We start from the raw sequence: 20,666 nt of genomic DNA on the forward strand, positions 1-20,666 counted from the left end.
TGAATCAAATTTTTGAGCTTCTGAAGAACAACAATACTAATACTCCTATTTGGCTCATGCGGCAGGCAGGTAGATACTTACCGGAATACATGAAAATCAGGAAAACGGTAGATAGTTTTCTTGAGTTATGCTACGATATTGATAAAGCAACTGAGATAACCCTGCAGCCGATAAGACGTTACAATTTTGATGCGGCAATAATTTTTTCCGATATTTTAGTATTACCGCATGCACTTGGTTGGGATATAAGGTTTGAAGAAAATATAGGTCCTATATTACGCCGATTCAAATCGCACGATGATTTTAGATATTTAGAAAATGATCATAATAAAAAACTTTTTCCTATCTATGAGATAATCAGAAAAGTAAAAGCTGAGTTACCGAAACATACTTCTTTAATCGGTTTTACAGGTAGCCCGTGGACAGTGATGAGCTATATGTTAGAGGGAAAAGGCAAACAGGATTTTAAAATAAGCAAAAAGTTTATTTACGAAAATAAACAATTAGCCAAAGAGCTTTTAGGTTTTATTACCGAAAAAACTGCTTATCATCTCATAAATCAAGCAAAAGCCGGAGCAGATATATTAAAGCTTTTTGATTCATGGGCAGGAGTTTTGAGCAGCGAAGAATACGTAGATTTTGTATTACAACCTACAAAAAAAATAATAACGGAAATACGAAAATATTTTCCTAATATTCCGATTATCGGTTTTCCGAAAAACTCCGGGTGGCTATATGAAAAATACATAGCGGAAACAGCTATAGATATTATAGCTTGTGATCAGTATGTACCGCTTGAGATAATGAAATCGTGGAGCAATAAAATAATAGTACAAGGCAATTTAGACCCGATAGTGCTACTTACCGACAAGGATATAATTAAAGAAAAAGTGAATAAGATTTTATCGAATTTTAACGGTAAGAAGTTTATTTTTAATCTCGGACACGGTATTATGCCGGAAACCCCTCCTGAAAATGTTGAATTTTTAGTGAATTATGTTAGAGATTTTAAAGTAACATAACGCGAACTATGGATAATTCTTATCTATAGTTCGGTTTAAAATATTATAGTCTAAAAGGTCTTGTTGTATGGCTCGAATTTTTGCAAAGCGTTCGGTGTCATGCCGTGGCTTGACTCACTAGTGTACGAACGTTTAAATAAAGAGGTAAAAATTCTGTCATTCCGTGGCTACGACCACGGAATCCAGCTTATAATATCATAAAAAGATTCTAAAATAAGTCTAATATGGCTTTATTTTCCTGGATGCCGTGATCAAGTCACGGCATGACACAGCCTTTTTTCAACGTTCGTACAGTAGTGGGCTTGACTGGCCTTGTTGCCTGGCTCGAAAAGTAATAAAAATCCGTCATGGCGAAGCCACGAAGTGGCTGTGGCCATCCAGACTATCCCGAATTACATTCGGGATTTAATTAGAATACTAAACAAGTTTAGTATAAAAATATATTTATACTTAGATGGCCACGGCGCCAAGAGGCGCCTCGCCATGACGATTTGGGTATCCACACAACAATGCTGATCAAGCCACGGCATACACCATACTTATAATAACCATAATACGGTAAATTATGAGCCATGCAACAAAGCTTCATCAACTATGTATAGCAAAAAAATAAAATAAAATAAAATTCGTTTACTTTGACCTCTTATTTGTTATATCATATTTTAGACCTACAATTAACTATCTTTAAGGAATTTAAAGTTAGGTAAAAATATGAATCAATTACCGATAATAGCAAGACAAGCTGCAGAAATAGCCGAGAAGACACAAAATTTATCGGATAAATTAAAAGATTTAGTAATAGACGGTAGTTGGCAGGCAAGCAGCGGAGGTATTGATCCGTTAGTTTTTGCTATAACAATTTTTGTATTAGCTTCTTTTGTGGGATATTATGTAGTTTGGAAAGTAACGCCGGCCTTACATACGCCCCTGATGTCAATTACTAATGCTATTTCAGGTATTATAGTTATTAGTTCGATGATCGCGGCAAGTAGTGCCGCTTTTAGCTTCTCTAGTTTACTTGGATATTTTGCAACTTTTCTTGCATCTATAAATATTTTCGGCGGTTTCATAGTTACAGAAAGAATGCTTGAGATGTTTAAGAAAAAATGAAATTGTTTATTTATTGGATCGAGCAACAGCGCCGTCTGCTTCACCTATCATTTCCACAGATTCATTATTATCACTGAATTTATTTCAGGATATATTAAAAAAGATGCGCAAAACTTGTTCAGCATGACAAAGATTAGATTGCCGCGTCGGCATAAATGCCTCCTTGCAATGACGATTCCGGGGTTACTTAAAGACGTTGCAAGCTAAAATTTATGATAAAGCTTTTAAAAGCTTTATCATAAACCGGTTAAAATAATAAAAAATTAGCTATTAATTTTGTGATAATAAAACTTTATTTCATTATTTTTAAATACATCCTTTTTATTTTTAAAGCCCTTCTTTAATGAACCGCAGGAAAAATTATTTATACCGGCTTGCGCAATATCAGGTCCTTCTTGTTTAATTTTTTCCACATCTTTATTACTCGGTATAACTATAGAAGTATGGCCGGGTCTTTTAGGATTGATATTTTTATATATTGCGACAACTAAATATCCTTGGTTAGCTAATTTTTGTGCTTGGATAAAATTATTGTCCTTATCTTTATTTTTAATATAATTCCATCCTTGTTTACTTCCTTCTCTCTCATACCAATCGGCTTGTTTATTTGCAAGGAACGGAATAAAATCCGTATCGGTCTTAGGGTGAGGAGGTAAAGAATCTTTTGCTATATTAAGAGAAGATGCTACAGCATAAACAAAACAACTATCATGTGTAATACGACTACCGGTTTTTTTATGCTCACCGGTATATCCTTCTATAATTTCACCGGTTTTGCAATTAATAGTTTCCCCTTTTTGCCATTTTTCTTCAACTTTTAAGGAATTAACTATTTCTAAAATTTTTTTAGCCGGCTCTGCTATAGTTTCAGCTTGAGCTAAGCTACTAATAAAAAATAAGCAAGTTATTATAAATTTAAAAAGTTTAGTCATTATCTCTCTCATATTAATTTTATGCACACTATATATATTTTATTTATTTAAAATATTCAACTATTAATTGTATATATTTGTAATAATTTTAGTGATTTCTTTAAAAAGCATGTTTCCTTGACAAGTGCCGAGCTTTTAGATATGCTGCAAAGCGATAATAGTGTATATTATTAAGTAAATTATACTATTAATCCGCTCTTAAATATTAAATTGTTATTTTCATTTACCCGTGGTTTTTGGGCTTTGCTCATTACACATTTCACTTGAAAATACATTTATTCACTAGCACCCGTAGCTCAATTGGATAGAGTATATGACTACGGATCATAAGGTTAGGGGTTCGACTCCTCTCGGGTGCGCCAATCATTATTTTCGGATAAATTTACGAAATTATTGAACGGCGGGCGTAGATTATAATCAAGTTTCTCACTGTTTAATTCCAGGTTAGCAAATACCAAATTTACTAAACCCCTTTTGTCCTCGACAGTCGAACCTGTAAACCTGTCAAAGGTGTTGGAAGCTAACTCAATCAAGGAAATCAACGTTTTTGCAAAGCTATTATCTGCTTTATGGTGCGCTTCGATTTCTCTAATTATCTCTTCTTTTTTTTGTATTAATTGTAAGTGTTTATCCTCATGTGTTTTTTTGTCTAACTCTCCATCAAGGTATAAATCCATTAGCCTACCTACACGTGTTTTTATTTTTGTATCTTCGGCATATAACGCACTTAATCGTTGCTTATGATAATCTTTTTCTGCATTTGCCGAGTCCTTTATATATAATTGTATTTCTTCTAATAGATCGGGCTTTAACTGTATCGATTTAAAAACCTTCTCTACTTCTTTTAATAATACTTCTTCCCTCATATAAACCTTCTTATTATGATTATTTTTATCCCAACTGCCGAGATATGTTATTTTATATTCCGATCCATCCGGGCGTTTTCTCGTCTTAGTTTCGGCTTATGCTACTCTACCGGTATTGGCACAGGTAACTATTCCCCTAAATATATAATCTTTACCGCTGAACTTTATGGGTTGCTTCTTAAAGAAACCACCGGCCGAGTTTTTAGATTAAGCTAACCTCACTGACATCTTACAATAATATTCCTTAGTTATCGCCTCACTTTTTAACGTCATATTTAATTTGTTAATCTTTTTTTATTTGACTTGTTACTGATATACTTGTAATTATTTTAGCAAATATAAAGATTAATTTATGGTTAGCGGATATTAATAAATATAAGCTAAAGAGGGGGTTATGTTTACACCCAAGAAATCAATAAAATCATCATTTGAAAAAATAATAGAAGCTATAAAGTCAGAAAATCCAATAGAAGCACAAAATTTAATAAGCCAAATGAGTCAGAGCGAGTTAAGCAAAATTGATTATAAAGGCAATACGGCTTTAATTTTTGCTGCCTTTAATGGCTTAGCAAAAGTTTGCGAGATGCTTATTTCTAAAATGTCTGATCAGGCTATTAATCAGATTAATAAATACGGCAATACGGCTTTAACTTTAGCTGCCCGTAAAGACTTAGCAAAAGTTTGCAAAATGCTTATACCTAAAATGTCTAATCAGGCTATTAATCAGGTTAGTGATGATGGTTTTACGGCTTTAATTTGGGCTATCGATAATGGCTTACAAAAAGCTTGCGAAATGCTTATCCCTAAAATGTCTGATCAAGCTATTAATGCTATTGAAAAAACTTACGGCCATACGGCTTTAACTTTAGCTGCCGGTCACGGCTTAGCAAAAGTTTGCGAAATGCTTATTCCTAAAATGAACGAGCAAGCTATTAATGCTGTTGAAAAAACTTACGGCAATACGGCTTTAATTTGGGCTATCGATAATGGCTTAGAAAAAGTTTATGAAATGCTTATTAACAAAATGTCCAATCAGGCTATTAATCAGGTTAATAATGACGGCAATACGGCTTTAACTTTTGCTGCAAGGAAAGGCTTAGAAAAGGTTTGCGAGCTGCTTATTTCTAAAATGTCTGATCAAGCTATTAATGCTGTTGAAAAAACTTACGGCAATACGGCTTTAATTTGGGCTATCGATAATGGCTTAGAAAAAGTTTATGAAATGCTTATTAACAAAATGTCCAATCAGGCTATTAATCAGGTTAATAATGACGGCAATACGGCTTTCACTTTGGCTGCATCTAAAGGCTTAGAAAAAGTTTACGAAATGCTTATACCTAAAATGTCCAATCAGGCTATTAATCCGGTTAATAATGATGACCTTACGGCTTTAATGTGGGCTATCGATAATAGCTTAGCAAAAGTTTGCGAAATGCTTATTAACAAAATGTCTGTTCAGGCTATTAATCAGATTAATAAATACGGCAATACGGCTTTAACTTTAGCTGCGGGTAAAGACTTAGAAAAAATTTGTGAGCTACTTATTCCTAAAATGTCTGATCAAGCTATTAATGCTGTTGAAAAAACTTACGGCAATACGGCTTTAACTGTGGCCGCGGGTAAAGACTTAGAAAAAATTTGTGAGCTACTTATTCCTAAAATGTCTGATCAAGCTATTAATGCTGTTGAAAAAACTTACGGCAATACGGCTTTAACTTTGGCTGCCGGTAAAGCCTTAGAAAAAATTTGTGAAATGCTTATTTCTAAAATGTCTGTTCAGGCTATTAATCAGGTTAATAATAAGGGCTTTACGGCTTTAACTTGGGCTGCCGGTAACGGCTTAGAAAAAGTTTGCGAAATGCTTATTCCTAAAATGTCTGACCAGGCTATTAATGCTATTGAAACATACGGCTATACGGCTTTAACTTGGGCTGCCGGTAACGGCTTAGAAAAAGTTTGCGAAATGCTTATTCCTAAAATGTCTGTTCAGGCTATTAATGCTATTGAAAAAACTTACGGCAATACGGCTTTAACTTTGGCTGCCGAGAAAGGCTTAGAAAAAGTTTGCAAAATGCTTATACCTAAAATGTCCAATCAGGTTATTAATCATGTTACTAATGACGGCGATACGGCTTTAACTTTTGCTGCCGGTAAAGGTTTAGAAAAAGTTTGTGAAATGCTTATACCTAAAATGTCTGACCAGGCTATTAATCAGGTTAATAGTAAGGGCTTTACGGCTTTAACTTGGGCTGCAGGTACCGGCTTAGAAAAAGTTTGTGAAATGCTTATTTCTAAAATGTCTAATCAGGCTATTAATCAGGTTAATAAATACGGCAATACGGCTTTAACTTTTGCTGCCGAGAAAGGCTTAGCAAAAGTTTACGAAATGCTTATCCCTAAAATGTCTAATCAGGTTATTAATCACGTTACTAATAGCGGTAATACGGCTTTAACTTGGGCTGCCGGTAACGGCTTAGAAAAAGTTTGCGAAATGCTTATTCCTAAAATGTCTAATCAGGCTATTAATCACGTTACTAATAGCGGCAATACGGCTTTAATTTCGGCTATCGGTAATGGCTTAGAAAAAATTTGTGAAATGCTTATCCCTAAAATGTCTGATCAGGCTATTAATATTGTTGAAAAAATTTATGGTCACACGGCTTTAACTTTAGCTGCCTATAGGTCCTTAGAAAAAATTTGCGAAATGCTTATCCCTAAAATGTCTACTGAGGCTATTAATGCTATTGAAATAGCTTACGGCAATACGGCTTTAACTTTGGCTGCCGAGAAAGGCTTAGAAAAAGTTTGCAAAATGCTTATTTCTAAAATGTCTGTTCAGGCTATTAATCAGGTTACTAATAGCGGCAATACGGCTTTAACTTTTGCTGCCGAGAAAAGCTTAGAAAAAGTTTGTGAGCTACTTATTCCTAAAATGTCGGATCAAGCTATTAATGCTATTGAAAAAACTTACGGCAATACGGCTTTAATTTGGGCTATCGGTAATGGCTTAGAAAAAATTTGTGAAATACTTATCCCTAAAATGTCTGATCAGGCTATTAATATTGTTGAAAAAATTTATGGTCACACGGCTTTAACTTTGGCTGCTTATAGATCCTTAGAAAAAATTTGCGAAATGCTTATTCCTAAAATGTCTAATCAGGCTATTAATCACGTTACTAAGAATGGTGAGACAGCTTTAAGTTTAGCTCAACAAAATGGTTTTAAAGATATATGTAACTTATTACTTTTGAGAACAAACGAAATAACAACGTGGGCAGTAAAAGAAATAATTTATGACAAACCGCTTTTGAATCATCCGGAATTGCTAGGGGCTGCTAGGGATAAATTTAGCTTAAAGGAAATAGGCGAGCGGATTGATGAATTAAGCCCGTGTTTAATAGATGCAGCAATTAATAGCGAGGAGGGGGAGCTTATTATATTGGGTGGTTTGATGAGTTTAGACAATAGCGCAGCACCTACGGGCTAAAGATGTTGCTTGGCAGTATATTATTTAATCTTTTAAAGGAGGAAGATATGAAAGAGCTAATAGAGTATCTAGAAAAGAAAGGGTTTACTAAGGAAGCTAATAGCTTACGAAACGGCGGCACTTCTCTTAAACTTTCCGAGAAAAATATAGGAGATGTAGAAATTAAGGAAATCATCGAGTTACTAAAGAAAAATACTACTCTTATTTCTCTTAGTTTTTGGGGTAACAAAATAGGCAATGCAGGAGCTAAGGAAATTGCTAAACTGCTCAAAACTAATAAAACTATTACCTCGCTTGATCTTGGGTATAATAATATAACAGGAGCAGGAACAAAAGAACTTGAACAAGCTTTAAAAACAAATCTTACTCTTATTTCTCTTAATCTTGCGTGGAATCAAATAGACGCATTAATAGCTAAAAAGATTAGAGGATATTTATTAAGGAATCTCGGCATAGCAAACATAGCAAAGGAAAATGATAAAAAAGAAAGTTGTGTAATGAGTTTTGAAAGTATAGAGGTTTAGGGTTTAGCTTAAGAAAGGAGCAAATTGCCCCCGCTTGTTGAATAGGTTTTTATTACGATTACGCATAACCTTGTTTTATGGAAAAAGTGTTGTAAATTCCTATAGGAGGGACCAAAATATTTTCTTATTTCCATATATTATTTCCCCATAACATATCTAGAAACTCTCTTATAGGCCAAATAGTAATTTCTTTATTTTCTATAGTAATTACGCGTTTTGTTTTTTCATTACTAATAACATGTAATTTACAATCATGTTCTTTACCAAATTCTAAAAGTCCTTTTAGATGATTTTTTTGTATAGAAGAGGAAATTTTAACTTCAAATGCATTATCCTGTACAATAAAATCAACTTCATAACCTTCTTTTGTACGCCAATAAAATAACTGCTCTCTTTTATCGTTTAAGTATTTATAGGCTATCAATTCTAGAAACACATAATGCTCAAAAGCTTTACCTGCTTCAAATCCTACCATCTCTTGATATTCATATTTTCTTAAATAATTGACAAGAGCTATATCAAACAGATAAAATTTTGGCGTTTCCGTGATAATTTGTCGTTTAGCACGTGATTTATAAGGATATAAATGATAACCAAGATACATATCTTCTAATATTTCAAAATATGTCCTAACGGTTTTTGCGTCTACTGCACAATCTCGGGCAATATTACTATAATTTATCATCTCACCGTTAGAAATTCCTATAATTTCTAAAAACCTAGCAAAAGCTTCCCTTTTTCTAAGATTTGCCTCAAATTGAACTTCCGGTAAAATATAATCATATAAATATGAGGCTAAATATTTATGGATATTCAAAGGAGCTAAATAATGGTCAGGAATAAGTCCGTGATTAAATATTTTATGCCAATTCAGTTCTTTTAGTTCGGGATAACATAGCGGTAGAAACATATATCTCCAAGCTCTACCTCCAAGTAAATTAGCTCCGGTTGATTTTAATCTTCTTGCACTTGATCCGCAAAGAATAAACTGTAGAGATTTATTTGGTTCTATTAAATGATGGACTTCATCCAGAAGTAAAGGTACTTTTTGTACCTCATCGATAATAATAGTAGATATTTCAGTCTTTGCCTCTATTTCCTCACGTAAACGTTCAGGGTGCTGAAAATAAATTCGATATATATCCGCTTGTAATAAATCTATATACAGAGCTTTAGGAAAGCGTTCTTTTAAATATGTTGATTTACCGGTTTTGCGAGCTCCCCATAAAAAACAAGATTGTCCTTTCGGTAATTCCAAATTTAAAAATCTCTTTATAATCATGAGTATATTCCTAATAAATCCGATATTTAAGGATTATACTCCTAATATATCCATTTGTCTCTCATTTTTTATATAACAACTACCTTAAATTCTTACATATGTAATTCATTATAAATTTAGAATTTTGTTTTTATATAACTTTTAGTGCTGTATCATAAATTAATAAGTATGTTAAGTTTTAAATAAACTTTATTCAAAGCCATTTATGAGTTCGATATATCACATCCTTGACCATGCGCCGGCTATTTATGCCGAGGAGATGCAAATAGAATATGAATTATTAGCGCAGCAATTGATTAAGTCGGGAAAGCTGCGGATAGACACGGATGATTGTTGTAATTTTGCGCGGTTTTCCGATCCCACATTTAATATTAGTTTAATGGTCAGCAAAGAGGAGTTAACCTCGACTGATTTAATTCCTCACACTATTAATTTTTTTAAAGCTCTATATAAAAATTCAATTTCCGATAAAAAAATAGAAGCGATTTTTGCCGATTTAAAAAAACAAATCCATAAATTACGCCCCGTAAATAAAGAGGTTACAGAAAAATTAACGCGGATTTTTGTCCAATCAGCTCACCCGATCGTGATAAAATGGCTGTTATATGGCAAAGTCGAGGTATTTATTACTTACTCCCATAATATCGGCGACATGATGGATATTGTCGATTGGCAGCGTGCCGGCTCTAATAGCGGTATGCAAAGTACTAATGGTAAAGACGTTGCTATTTTTGTCTCATGCGGAGGTAACCCCTTCGGTGAGATAAGCAAAGATCATCCGACTTACGGCAACGGTTGGCCGGCAGTTGCAAGACTGCAAATTATAGCCGCTCAAGAGTTAGGTCATTTTGCCGATATACAACGCGATAATTTGGGGCGGCAAGTCGGTCGCCATTCCGCTAATTTTTCGGGTACCAAGGCATCCCCTGCAGCCAGCCAAAGCAGGAAAGACGATATAATAAATTGTAACACCTTACTTCATAAATTGCTTAAAGCCGGTATGAACAAACAAATACAATATGAAACAAAACTTAAATTTTATCATAAAAATAATATTTACGGTTTAAAAATTTATTGGCTCAAATTAATGATCTTTATATATAAATATCAACTTTTAAATTATGCCGATAAACACGATCTAATTTTTATTAGAAAATTCAAAAGCGATCGATATATGGGGTTAATGATTGAAGCAATGTTTAAGGATATGCAAGCTAATTTGTCCCCGATGGCAGATGTTTATAAAAATAAAAATCCGGAAATTGAAGAAGCTATCGCTTGTATCGAAGCACTAGCTAGGGTTCCGCAACAAGTGATGAAGTGGGGCTATTTAACGACAATGGCGACTATGAAAGACCTTTATAAAATATATTATAACGAGGTTATACCATCGCTGATTACAAGCTATACTCTCGTGACCGGCAGGTCTTATAAACGTAATTTAAAAAAACCGCAATCTCTGACTAATCTATTTTCCACAATAAATATTTTCGGCAATAAAAAATCAGTGCTAAAGCCACACAGAGAGTTATAGCTTTTATACTTTTTATGAGATTATTCACTGCATGGATACCGGAATCGTCTGAGCTAAGGAGGTACGTAGTACCGACGCGGCAATCAAGTATAAACATATTTTTATACTAAACTTGCCACCTATATAAATTTTTTGGTATTCTAATTAAATCCCTCATTATATTCGGGATAGCCTGGATTGCCACAGCCACTTCGCAATGACGGGTTTTTTGTGTTAATTTCTGAGCCATGCAACAACGCCCCACGTCGATGCTAAAGCATTTCCTCGCAATGATGACTTGGAGTTAACTACGGCTAAATTCAGAAAGCATAAGAGCTGATGAATTTAAAGACCGCTATACCATATCACCTTAACCCGCCACTTTTAAGCCGCCTTTTATTTTCATATCATTTTGCTTTATTGCATAATTTATAAGCTCATCAACAATAGAATTCTTAATAGTATTTGCTATATTTCCTTCTGAATTTTTTTGGATAGTTTCGGCAGCTAGCTTATCCAAGCTTATTGATTTGATATGCGCAAAATAAACTTTATTACCTATTTGAAAAACCGGCGTATTACTACCGGTTTTAGTTCTGAAAATCGATAATAATATCTCCGGAGATAATGTTGTATCATTTTCAATTTCAGATCTTATATAGCTTTGCCGGCTTACCTCGATTCCTACTCCGTTAAGGGTTTTAATATCTTCTTTATCTGATTTATATTCCTTTGCTAAATCTTTTATAGTTTGCAAATTAATATCTGCTAAATATTGTTTATTCCAGCTAACTGCTACTTGATTTTTGATAATAGAAAACTCCGGAATTTTTGCCGGTTGAATCGCTTTTAACTCTACTAATATAAGGTAACTTTTATCTTCAGATTCTATAGGATATGATAATTCGCCTTCTGCAAGTTCAAAAATACTATCGACATTCTCGGCAATTATTTTATTTTCAATGAGTTCTTCGTAACTTACGTAATTAACATTCTGCAACGGTAATTCATATTTTTCGGCAATCTCGACTAAGGTTGAGCCGGCGGCTACGTCATCCTCTAGATTTTTCGCAAGCTCCATATTAAGCATGTCAATTTTTTGACTTAGTAATAAATCATATAATTGCTTTTGTACTGCCTCAAAACTCTTATCACCGAACTCTTCTTTATTCTCATTATAAAAATCTAATAATTCTTCTTTAGTAATACTAATCTTTTTCTGTAAATTTTGATTAGATATCTTAATATAAGAAAAGCTACGTTTTTCCGGTATTTCAAATAAATTTTTGTTATTTTTATAAAAATCCTCTAGTTGTTCATCACTCGGCAGGGGAATTTTTAAATCTTTCGGTTTGTTTTTCAAATTTATTTGTAACAACTCAACATTTCTTTTTTCCGCCATATAATTAACGATGTTTTGCGTCATTACCTTAGGGACATAAAAACTTTCTAAAAAAATACTGACAAGAATATTTTTTAAAGTTTTTTCTTTGAAATTTAATAAATATTCTTCTTCATTAAGATAAGAATTTCTGAAATAAGTTTTAAAAATTCTTATATCAAAAACTCCTTGTTCATTTTTAAAAACAGGTGATTCCCTAACTAATTCCGTAACGGTATTATCGCTTAAATCAAAATCATAATAGGCAACTAAATAATCTAAAATATTATTATATATAAGCCTTTTCATAACTTGCTTATCGATATTTAACTGATTTATCTCTTCTTCGCTTAAATTCGTACCCATTTGTTTTTGAATAGCATTAATTTCCATAGATTTTGCTTTCAAAAAATCTTCTCGGCTTATATTTTCGGCATGAGTAAAAGTAACGAAGTCGCCGCCGACCGCTCTAGGTAGGATATCTTTAATCCCCCATCCGACAAAGGCAAAAGCAATCATGGCAAATAAAACGCGCATTACAAAGCTATCGGCAGTTTTTCTAATATTATCGAGCATAAATTTTTACTTAAACATTTTAAAAGGATAGGAATACTAATATAAAATAGTTATGAAGAGCGTTATCTGCAAGTTATTTCGTTTTAAAAGTGATTATTGTTTATTATATGGATAATTAAAACGTCACTGCGAGGAGGCATTGTTGCATAGATCAAAAGCGTTGCAAAAATTCCCGTCATTGCGAGGAGATGCGTAGCATCGACGTGGCAATCCAGAGAAAAAATAGCAAAAAATGCTATGAAATTTATTATTTTCTGGATTGCCGCGCTCCTTACAGTCGCTCGCAATGACGGACTTATGTTTTTGCTCCTTAAGTTGACACCCATGCACCACAGCTAGAAATGACATTGATGTAAAGCCAAGTTGCAAATAATACAAAGCTAGTATATAGTTAGGGCTTGGAATTAGAAAATATAGGTTACTTAATGATAAATATACTTCTTTTTATTCATATTGTCATCGCAGTTTTATTAATTATAGTTATTTTAATGCAACGTAGCGGTTCCGACGGGATTAGCGGGCTAAGCGGCGGTAATAATATGGGAGTAGTCAGTGCTAAAACGGTCGGTAACTTTCTAACTAAAAGCACCGTGGTACTTGCAACGTTATTTTTGGTGAATGCTATAGTACTTGCTAATCTTTCATCCAAGAAAAGACCTGATTTAGCTACTAAGATTAACCAAGAAGTTAATCAAGAAGGGAATAGTTTACCGATAGCGAAGTAATATAGGTTTTTCGATGTCATTCCCGTGCAGGTGGGGCGTTGTTGCATGGCTCGAAATCCTTATAAAAATACACCGTGCAATCTAGGAAAAAATAGCAAAAAATGCTATGAAACTTATTATTTTCTGGATTCCCGCCTTCGTGGGAATGACATACGGCACTTTTTTAGAGCCATGCAACAATGCCTAGAGGTATAGGGAATGACATATATACAAAATGTATCAATTAAGTTAGGAATATATGCAAAAAATAGTAGAACTAAAGAATATAAAAATAGGGAACGAACTGCCTTTTACTTTAATTGCTGGTCCTTGCCAAATTGAAAATTTAGATCATTCATTATTTTTAGCGGAAAAAATTGTAAAATTAACTAGCAAACTCGGCATTCCTTTTATTTATAAATCTTCTTTCGATAAAGCTAATAGAACTTCGGCAAACGGCGTTCGAGGTCTTGGACTTGAGCAGGGTCTAAAGGTGTTGGCTAAAGTAAAAGCAACCTTTAATTGTCCTATCGTTACAGACATTCATACGGCAGAGCAGTGCATAGAAGTCGCAAAAATAGTCGATATATTACAAATACCGGCCTTCTTATGCAGGCAGACGGATTTACTACAGGCAGCAGCACGAAGTAAGAAAATAGTGAATGTTAAAAAAGGTCAGTTTTTAGCTCCTTGGGATATGAAAAACGTGCATGCAAAATTGCAGGCTTTCGGCGCAGAAAATATTTTGCTGACGGAACGAGGCGCATGTTTCGGTTATAATAACTTAGTATCGGATATGCGTAGCCTTGCAATAATGGCAGAGACAAACGCCCCGGTAATTTTTGATGCTACCCACTCTGTTCAGCAACCCGGCGGCATGGGCAGTAGTAGCGGGGGGCAACGGAAATATGTTGAACTGCTAGCAAAGGCCGCTATTGCCGTCGGTGTTGCAGGGATTTATATGGAAGTACATCAAGATCCCGATAACGCGCCGAGCGACGGGCCTTGTATGATAAGGCTTGATAATTTAGAATCAGTCCTTATTAAGCTTAAAAAATACGATGAAATTACTAAGAGCTGAAACCCGTCATCAACAAGTGTAATTTTCTAGACAATGATAGTATCATATGATACTATCATCTTATGAATAATAAACCTCCTTTTCAAATAACTAATAAAATCCTAGAATTATTACAAAATATTTCTCATGAATTAGGTGTTTTATTCGGTGCTAAACTTTACTGCCCTCCCATAAAACTTAGAAAAAATAATCATATTAAAACTATACACTCTTCTCTTGCAATTGAAGGGAATACCTTAAGCATAAACCAAATAACCGATTTAATAAACGGGAAGAGAGTATTAGCTCCTGAAAAAGATATTATTGAAGTTAACAATGCTATCAAATTATATAATAATTTGAATATATTAAATCCCTTATCAATAAAGTCATTATTAGAAGCTCACAAACTACTGATGCAAGGTTTAATAACTGATAATGGGTGTTGGCGAAAAAGCGGTGCAGCTATATTTAAAGGTAAGGAAATAGCTCACCTTGCTCCTCCTGCAAATCGTGTATCTTTATTAATGGACGATTTGTTCTATTTTATAAACCGCAATAATAATATTCCGGGAGTGATTAAAGCTTGTGTGTTTCATTATGAATTAGAATTTATTCATCCTTTTTCAGACGGTAACGGCAGAATGGGAAGATTATGGCAACAATTATTATTAATTAAAACTAATGCTATTTTTGAATATATTTCTGTTGAGAGTTTAATAAGGAACAACCAAAGTGAATATTATAGTATTTTAAATCAATGTGATAAGCTTGGAGAATCTACATTATTTATTGAATTTATGACTGCTCAAATATTAGCAGCATTAAAACTATATACTAATGATGCCGTACCTACAGCTAATACTCCCTTACTACGGCTTGAGATTGCTAAAATTAATTTATCTGATAAATGGTTTTCTAGAAAAGATTATATTTTCATACATAAAGATATTTCTACTGCAACGGCTAGTAGAGATTTATCTTTAGCGGTAGACAAAGGAATTTTAATTTATAGAGGTGACAAAAATCAGGCTTATTACAAATTTAAAGAATAGTATTACAAGAGGGTTTGATACCTTATAGCTCTATAAAGTAATTTAATTCTTCTATTGCTTTGCCGAGTTTCGGCGCGTTGTTGCATGGATACCCAAACCGTCATGGCGAGGCGGCATTGTTGCATGGCTCTAAAAAAGTGCCGTATGTCATTCCCGCGAAAGCGGGAATCCAGAAAAGTATTTAAGCGAATTATATAGTATAATTTTGTTTATTTTAAGTGTTTTTTCCTAGATTCCTGCTTTCGCGGGAATGACATCGAAAATTTGAGCCATGCAACAACGCCGCCGCTGCAAGTGGTGCGGCAATCTAGAAAAATATAGTCATCCTGAATTTATTTCAGGATCTCTTTTAATAGATGCTGAAACAAGTTCAGCATGACAAGAACTGGATTGCCACGTCGGCATAAATGCCTCCTCGCAATGACGATTCCGGTAGCCGTGCAACAATACCGACTAAAATCTTTATGATTGCTTGGGGTTTTCCTTAGCGCGGGAAAATAGCCTTAGTGAAGGGTTTTATCAAGAGGCTTGTAGAACTCCATACTAATATTTAATAAAAAAATGAAGCGTTAGTTAAAACGCTTCATAATTCATAATAATTAGTAGGGTTTTTTTAAGATGAAGTTATAATATACTACAAGTATATCATCCTAACTCGTTAATTGTACTATAATGATTTTCTCCTGTCAAAGGTATTCCTTCTTCCTGTAACTGTTGTAACTGGTCAGCATTACTAAAAACTTTATCGCTATAGTGATCTTCTACTCTTGTCAAAGGTATTCCTTCTTCCTGTAACTGTTGTAACTGGTCAGCATTACTAAAAACTTTACCGTTTAATGTTGTAGTAGCGTTCTTTTTGCCCCAATAATAACCTATAGCCGTTCCTATGCAACCCCCAATCAATAATGTTGTTGTGGCTGCTGCTCCTACTATTAAATAAGGATTAATCTCTGTTCCCGATTCGTCATTATTCAAAGCCGGATTATATTCGGTAGTTAAGTTATTAGCAGCAATAGTGGTATTGATTAATTCGGTAGTAGTAGTCGTAGTAGTTGTCGTAGGGATAAGAGAAAAAAGATAATCTTGTACAGCTCTTAATGCGCTTTCGGTCGTACAATCCTCAAGACCTAAAAAACCGGCGATATCGTTTAAAGAAATTACATTATCCGTAACGTTATAACTTTTGCCCAAAATATTAGCAGTACCGTTTTCTACAGTTGTATGCTGCTCTAATATGAGAAATTTTTGAGTATCATCGTTGGTAAATATATCTTTAATATTTACAGGATTTTCGCAGTTAGTTTGTAAGGCAAATGGATTAGCATCGTTTAATTGCTTTATGAGATTATTAAAATTACATTTTATGCTTTCAACAAATATACCGCTTATTTTTTTATTATCTTCAGTAAATATAGAGGTATATACTTTATTGCCCAAGTGATGAAAGCCTTGTTTTGTATTTCCTACAAGAGTGCTAAAAATTTCATTTTTAAATATAGGTATTAGACAAGAAAAGTTAGGCATATAATTATCCTTTTATTTAATTAATTTAAATGATTAATATTAATCATATTATTTGAATTCAGATTTGTGGTTTTTCATAAATCTTAGTAATAAAAAGATTTATAAAATGATATTTATTAATCAGGAGGAGTTATTAAGGTAATTTAACTATTATGTCAATAATAATATGAAGATTATTTAACACATAACTTAAAAATATTGTATAAATTTTAGAAAATATAATTAATTATGTTTAAATTTGAAGGAATTAAAGTATAATGCAATTACTAAAATCGATGCTTATGAGCGATGTCGCAGAGATGAATTAAGAAAAAATAATTTAGTTATTTGCTGGGAAATCTTGCTTTAGCAATTTCTATTAATGATTCAAAAATTTCGTTTACTTCATCGCCGGAGAAATAAGTTGAAGTTTCTTGGTTAACAACTTTAAAAAAATAGTCGTCTAATGCTTTAAGTATTAAGCTTAATTTGCTTTCATTTTTTTCCCAGCGAACAATCAAATGCGGTTTAATAATCTCAAGAGCCTCTAGCGCAATTTTAGCTGTTATTTCATATTCATTTTCGGTGAATTTGTGTTTCGTAAGTTTCAGCAATTCATCGTAAAATGCTTGAGCATCAGGGTTATTGTGTATTTTGCTAGGAAGCTCTTTAACAAAATGTCCTAAAGCTAATTTTGTAGCTAATTCCTTTACTTCCATTATATGATCTTCTTCAAGTAGCTCTTTTTTTATATTATCTTTCTCACTTAAACGTTTTTTTCGATATTCTTCAATTTTTTTATTTAAAAGTTCGGAAAATTCTTGGTAAAAAGTAGGTGATTCATTCATCCGCTCGACAATAGTATTTTTCATTGCCGCAACAATACAATCGGCTTTTGATGAATTACTTACGCCTTGTTCGGCAATAATTGCCGTCAGTTGGCTCAAATCATGAATATTAACCTTTTTAATAATAGTGTAGGCAGGAAAGGCAATAATATGATCGTCAAGGAGCTTATGAATTTTCGGCTCATATTCTTTGATATTAAACATCTCTTGGTAACGGTTTCGTACGGCATTTTTAAGTTCGGTAAAATTCTGCCAGTCGGTGTGAAATATATTTAGCTTTTCAGGAAAAATTTCATAGACTTTTTCGGACGCTAAAGCAATACGCATATAAGAGGTAAATTTTTGAAGTTTTAAATAAAAATCATTCCTAATAATATTATCGGCTAAATGTTGCTGTAATTGTTCAGTATCTGATTTATTCGGTACGCTTGCAAAAATATCCCAAATATCTTGATGCAATTTAGGAATTTCTTCTAATTTTTTTTGAATATCATACACAGTACCCTTTAAATCTTTTTCATCAAAATTTTTAAGAACACGATATTTACCAAGCGTTTTATGTAAATTTCCAAGTAATCCTTCATAATCAATTATATATCCGTGTTGTTTAAGATTACTGTCCTCCTCTTCAAATAAGCGATTTACACGAGCAATTGCCTGCAAAAGAGTATGTTCCTTTAATTGCTTACATACATAAAGAACAGTATTGCGTGGAGCATCAAAACCGGTTAGTAATTTTGAAACGACAATTAAAATTTCCGGATCGCTAGCTCCTTTAAAAGCCTCAATTATTTTGTTATTATAATTCCCTTCTGAATGGTATTTTTTTAGCATATCTTTCCAGAAAGTCTGAACATGATTTCTAGAAGTACGATCCACTTCCTCATTATCTTCACGATCATCCGGCGGAGAGATAATAACCTCACATGTTACGTGACCTATCTCGTCTATAATATTCTTAAAGCGAATAGCAGCAGCTTTAGAAGGTGCTACTAATTGAGCTTTAAGACCGGTTCCTTGGCATGTTTGCCGATAATGTTCGGAAATATCTATAGCTTTGGCGTAAATAGTTTGTTTAGTTTGAGACAATTTAGAAGCACAAGCAAATTTTGATTTTAAAATATCTTTTTTATCATCCGTTAATCCTTTAGCAACACGCTCAAACCATTCGTTAATTACTTTGCTGCCAAGCTTTTGCTCAATATACCGGCTTTCATAAATTAAAGGAACTATAACGCCGTCACGTACCGCTTCATCTATGGTATATGTATGAATAAACTCGCCGAATTTTTCCGTGCTGGCTTTTTCTTTTTTTAAAAGAGGCGTACCGGTAAATCCTATATAGCAAGCTTTCGGCAAGATACGTCGCATCTTTTGAGCAAAAAGACCTGCTTGAGTACGGTGTCCTTCATCGACAAGCACAAAAATATTACTATCATCGTCTTCAAAATTTTGGCTAGCTATTTCCGTATTAAATTTAGCCGTATTAAACTTATTAATTACGGTGGTTATAAGCGTCTTTCTATTCTTAATTAATTCAATTAAGTCTTTTCCCGAACTGGCACATACCGGCTTAAACTCGCAGGATTTAAACGTATTTTTAAGTTGGTTATCAAGATCAGTGCGATCGGTAACCAAAATAATACGAGCATTAATTATATTCTTGATTAGTGCTTTGGTAAGCATTACCATAGTTAGGGATTTACCCGTGCCTTGCGTGTGCCATATTACTCCGCCTTCTCTCTTCCTTGTTTTATCAAATCGGCTTACTCTTTGCATAGCGGCACGTACACCAAAAAATTGAGGATAACGTGCTAATTTTTTTATTCGCCCGTCAAAAATACAAAAATCGTGGATAAGTTCAAGTAAACGCTCAGGACGACATAACGCATAAAGACCACGATCTTGTGCAGTAACCTTGAAAAAGCCTTGCGCTTGTTTTTTCTTAAAATTAGTTTCTTCAGATGCAAAATCTCCGGAAAAAAGTGTTAGTTTTTCTTGATTTGTCAGAGGTCGATTAATAAGTTTGTAAATATCCTCCTCCTTATCTTCCGTGTCGTGCCAAATTTGCCAATGTTTTTTGGGAGTGTTGACTGTACCGTATTTTACTTGCGTGGTACTAACGGCAAGTAGTAATTGAGCATAATGGAAAAGATGCGGGATTTCGTCCGCTCCTTGATTACGTATTTGCTGAGAAATAGCTTGCTCAATAGATATATCAGGGTTTTTATTTTCAATAATAACAAGAGGGATGCCGTTAACGAATAACACAATATCACAACGACGGGTTTTAGAGGAATTACTGCATTCTACACTCATTTCAATCGTCGCATGATAAATATTATTGTGCGGATTTTCCCAATCGATATATTTGAAAGAGAAGCTTTTTCGGGTGCCGTCAATAGTTTTTTCGATACTAGTACCTAAAATTAAGTCATCATAAATTTTTTGATTAGCATCCATTAAACAGTTTTGCGTGGCAGATGAGAGTTTAAGCTTGTGGATTGCTTCTTTAGCGTCTTCTATGTCAAAATTGTAATTTTTATCACGAAAGGTAAAATTATTAAATTCTAAGGTTTTTTCTATTAATATATCTTCAAGCAACACATTACTTAGTTTACCGCGCCTTTTTTGTACCTCTTCTTGCGAAAGCGGTATATAGCCAAACGTAATCAGCGATATCATCGCCGGCACCTGAGAAGTAGCTTTTTCGTTAGGCTTAAAGGTCATAGTTTGTAACCGTTTTAAAGATATTTAAAGTCTTCCTATATTAAAAAATTTTGTGTATTACTAAAAATAAGGA

Annotated in this window: 20 protein-coding genes, 1 tRNA gene and 1 pseudogene; 13 read left to right on the forward strand and 9 right to left on the reverse strand. The window is 33.6% G+C overall.

Annotated features, from left to right (window positions below):
• The first annotated feature begins 56 nt into the window (after positions 1 to 56).
• The 4 genes from hemE (at position 57) to AAGD64_RS00020 (ending at position 2,132) form a co-directional block, all read left to right on the forward strand.
• Positions 57 to 1,022, forward strand: coding sequence for a uroporphyrinogen decarboxylase (gene hemE / locus AAGD64_RS00005; RefSeq protein WP_341793396.1), 966 nt, complete (start codon positions 57 to 59; stop codon positions 1,020 to 1,022).
• 63 nt (positions 1,023 to 1,085) lie between these two features.
• Positions 1,086 to 1,223 carry a hypothetical protein gene (locus AAGD64_RS00010; protein ID WP_341793397.1) on the forward strand — a complete coding sequence of 46 codons (138 nt, stop codon included), beginning with the start codon at positions 1,086 to 1,088 and terminating at the stop codon, positions 1,221 to 1,223.
• 114 nt (positions 1,224 to 1,337) lie between these two features.
• Positions 1,338 to 1,538: a hypothetical protein gene (locus tag AAGD64_RS00015; RefSeq protein WP_341793398.1), complete on the forward strand. Its 201-nt coding sequence runs from the start codon at positions 1,338 to 1,340 to the stop codon at positions 1,536 to 1,538.
• Positions 1,539 to 1,733: 195 nt separating this feature from the next.
• Complete coding sequence (locus AAGD64_RS00020; RefSeq protein ID WP_253308278.1) at positions 1,734 to 2,132, forward strand: NAD(P) transhydrogenase subunit alpha; 399 nt, start codon at positions 1,734 to 1,736, stop codon at positions 2,130 to 2,132.
• Positions 2,133 to 2,395: 263 nt separating this feature from the next.
• Here AAGD64_RS00020 and AAGD64_RS00025 read toward each other — a convergent pair whose 3' ends face one another.
• Positions 2,396 to 3,064 (reverse strand): hypothetical protein, encoded by a 669-nt coding sequence (locus tag AAGD64_RS00025; RefSeq protein ID WP_341793399.1) that lies wholly within the window; start codon positions 3,062 to 3,064, stop codon positions 2,396 to 2,398.
• 285 nt (positions 3,065 to 3,349) lie between these two features.
• Here AAGD64_RS00025 and AAGD64_RS00030 point away from each other — a divergent pair.
• Positions 3,350 to 3,426, forward strand: a tRNA-Arg gene (locus tag AAGD64_RS00030).
• Here AAGD64_RS00030 and AAGD64_RS00035 read toward each other — a convergent pair.
• The gene (locus AAGD64_RS00035) at positions 3,397 to 3,930 is read right to left on the reverse strand and encodes a hypothetical protein (protein WP_341793400.1); all 534 of its coding nucleotides are present in this window, start codon (positions 3,928 to 3,930) and stop codon (positions 3,397 to 3,399) included. The genes AAGD64_RS00030 and AAGD64_RS00035 overlap by 30 nt on opposite strands.
• 394 nt (positions 3,931 to 4,324) lie before the next feature.
• On the opposite strand from AAGD64_RS00035, the gene AAGD64_RS00040 reads away from it, so the two are divergent.
• Entirely contained in the window at positions 4,325 to 7,417 is a 3,093-nt protein-coding gene (locus AAGD64_RS00040; protein WP_341793401.1) for an ankyrin repeat domain-containing protein, read from the forward strand.
• 47 nt (positions 7,418 to 7,464) lie between these two features.
• Positions 7,465 to 7,941, forward strand: coding sequence for a hypothetical protein (locus AAGD64_RS00045; protein WP_341793402.1), 477 nt, complete (start codon positions 7,465 to 7,467; stop codon positions 7,939 to 7,941).
• Between the two features lie 124 nt (positions 7,942 to 8,065).
• Here the strand turns inward: AAGD64_RS00045 and AAGD64_RS00050 are convergent, their stop codons facing one another.
• Positions 8,066 to 8,641, reverse strand: a complete 576-nt coding sequence (locus AAGD64_RS00050; protein WP_410526095.1) for an ATP-binding protein — start codon at positions 8,639 to 8,641, stop codon at positions 8,066 to 8,068.
• A gap of 240 nt (positions 8,642 to 8,881) precedes the next feature.
• A pseudogene (locus tag AAGD64_RS00055) lies at positions 8,882 to 9,223 on the reverse strand (AAA family ATPase); the annotation flags it as partial.
• A 205-nt stretch (positions 9,224 to 9,428) separates the two neighbouring features.
• On the opposite strand from AAGD64_RS00055, the gene AAGD64_RS00060 reads away from it, so the two are divergent.
• Positions 9,429 to 10,757 carry a DUF2748 family protein gene (locus AAGD64_RS00060; protein WP_341793403.1) on the forward strand — a complete coding sequence of 443 codons (1,329 nt, stop codon included), beginning with the start codon at positions 9,429 to 9,431 and terminating at the stop codon, positions 10,755 to 10,757.
• 106 nt (positions 10,758 to 10,863) lie between these two features.
• Here AAGD64_RS00060 and AAGD64_RS00065 read toward each other — a convergent pair whose 3' ends face one another.
• The 3 genes from AAGD64_RS00065 to AAGD64_RS00075 form a co-directional block, all read right to left on the reverse strand.
• Positions 10,864 to 10,986: a hypothetical protein gene (locus tag AAGD64_RS00065; RefSeq protein ID WP_341793404.1), complete on the reverse strand. Its 123-nt coding sequence runs from the start codon at positions 10,984 to 10,986 to the stop codon at positions 10,864 to 10,866.
• Between the two features lie 120 nt (positions 10,987 to 11,106).
• A complete protein-coding gene (locus tag AAGD64_RS00070; RefSeq protein ID WP_253308242.1) occupies positions 11,107 to 12,693 on the reverse strand; it encodes a SurA N-terminal domain-containing protein in 1,587 nt (528 codons plus the stop codon).
• Positions 12,694 to 12,816: 123 nt separating this feature from the next.
• On the reverse strand, positions 12,817 to 13,041 hold the full coding sequence (locus tag AAGD64_RS00075) for a hypothetical protein (protein WP_341793405.1): 225 nt from the start codon (positions 13,039 to 13,041) through the stop codon (positions 12,817 to 12,819).
• Between the two features lie 77 nt (positions 13,042 to 13,118).
• On the opposite strand from AAGD64_RS00075, the gene secG reads away from it, so the two are divergent.
• The 5 genes from secG to AAGD64_RS00100 all read left to right on the forward strand — a co-directional run bounded on the left by secG (position 13,119) and on the right by AAGD64_RS00100 (position 15,697).
• Positions 13,119 to 13,418, forward strand: a complete 300-nt coding sequence (gene secG, locus AAGD64_RS00080) for a preprotein translocase subunit SecG (protein ID WP_253308241.1) — start codon at positions 13,119 to 13,121, stop codon at positions 13,416 to 13,418.
• A 45-nt stretch (positions 13,419 to 13,463) separates the two neighbouring features.
• Entirely contained in the window at positions 13,464 to 13,613 is a 150-nt protein-coding gene (locus AAGD64_RS00085; RefSeq protein WP_341793406.1) for a hypothetical protein, read from the forward strand.
• A 43-nt stretch (positions 13,614 to 13,656) separates the two neighbouring features.
• Positions 13,657 to 14,478 (forward strand): 3-deoxy-8-phosphooctulonate synthase, encoded by an 822-nt coding sequence (gene kdsA / locus AAGD64_RS00090; RefSeq protein WP_341793407.1) that lies wholly within the window; start codon positions 13,657 to 13,659, stop codon positions 14,476 to 14,478.
• 62 nt (positions 14,479 to 14,540) lie between these two features.
• The gene (locus AAGD64_RS00095; protein WP_341793408.1) at positions 14,541 to 15,512 is read left to right on the forward strand and encodes a Fic family protein; all 972 of its coding nucleotides are present in this window, start codon (positions 14,541 to 14,543) and stop codon (positions 15,510 to 15,512) included.
• A gap of 59 nt (positions 15,513 to 15,571) precedes the next feature.
• Positions 15,572 to 15,697, forward strand: a complete 126-nt coding sequence (locus AAGD64_RS00100) for a hypothetical protein (RefSeq protein ID WP_341793409.1) — start codon at positions 15,572 to 15,574, stop codon at positions 15,695 to 15,697.
• 460 nt (positions 15,698 to 16,157) lie between these two features.
• On the opposite strand, the gene AAGD64_RS00105 is transcribed toward AAGD64_RS00100, so the two are convergent.
• Together AAGD64_RS00105 and AAGD64_RS00110 are read right to left on the reverse strand one after the other, a co-directional pair.
• Positions 16,158 to 17,036: a DUF5460 family protein gene (locus AAGD64_RS00105; RefSeq protein WP_341793410.1), complete on the reverse strand. Its 879-nt coding sequence runs from the start codon at positions 17,034 to 17,036 to the stop codon at positions 16,158 to 16,160.
• Positions 17,037 to 17,359: 323 nt separating this feature from the next.
• Positions 17,360 to 20,593 carry an HsdR family type I site-specific deoxyribonuclease gene (locus tag AAGD64_RS00110; RefSeq protein ID WP_341793411.1) on the reverse strand — a complete coding sequence of 1,078 codons (3,234 nt, stop codon included), beginning with the start codon at positions 20,591 to 20,593 and terminating at the stop codon, positions 17,360 to 17,362.
• Positions 20,594 to 20,666 lie beyond the last annotated feature (73 nt).

This window comes from Rickettsia endosymbiont of Ceutorhynchus obstrictus (assembly GCF_964026565.1).
In the GTDB taxonomy this organism is placed as follows: domain Bacteria; phylum Pseudomonadota; class Alphaproteobacteria; order Rickettsiales; family Rickettsiaceae; genus Rickettsia.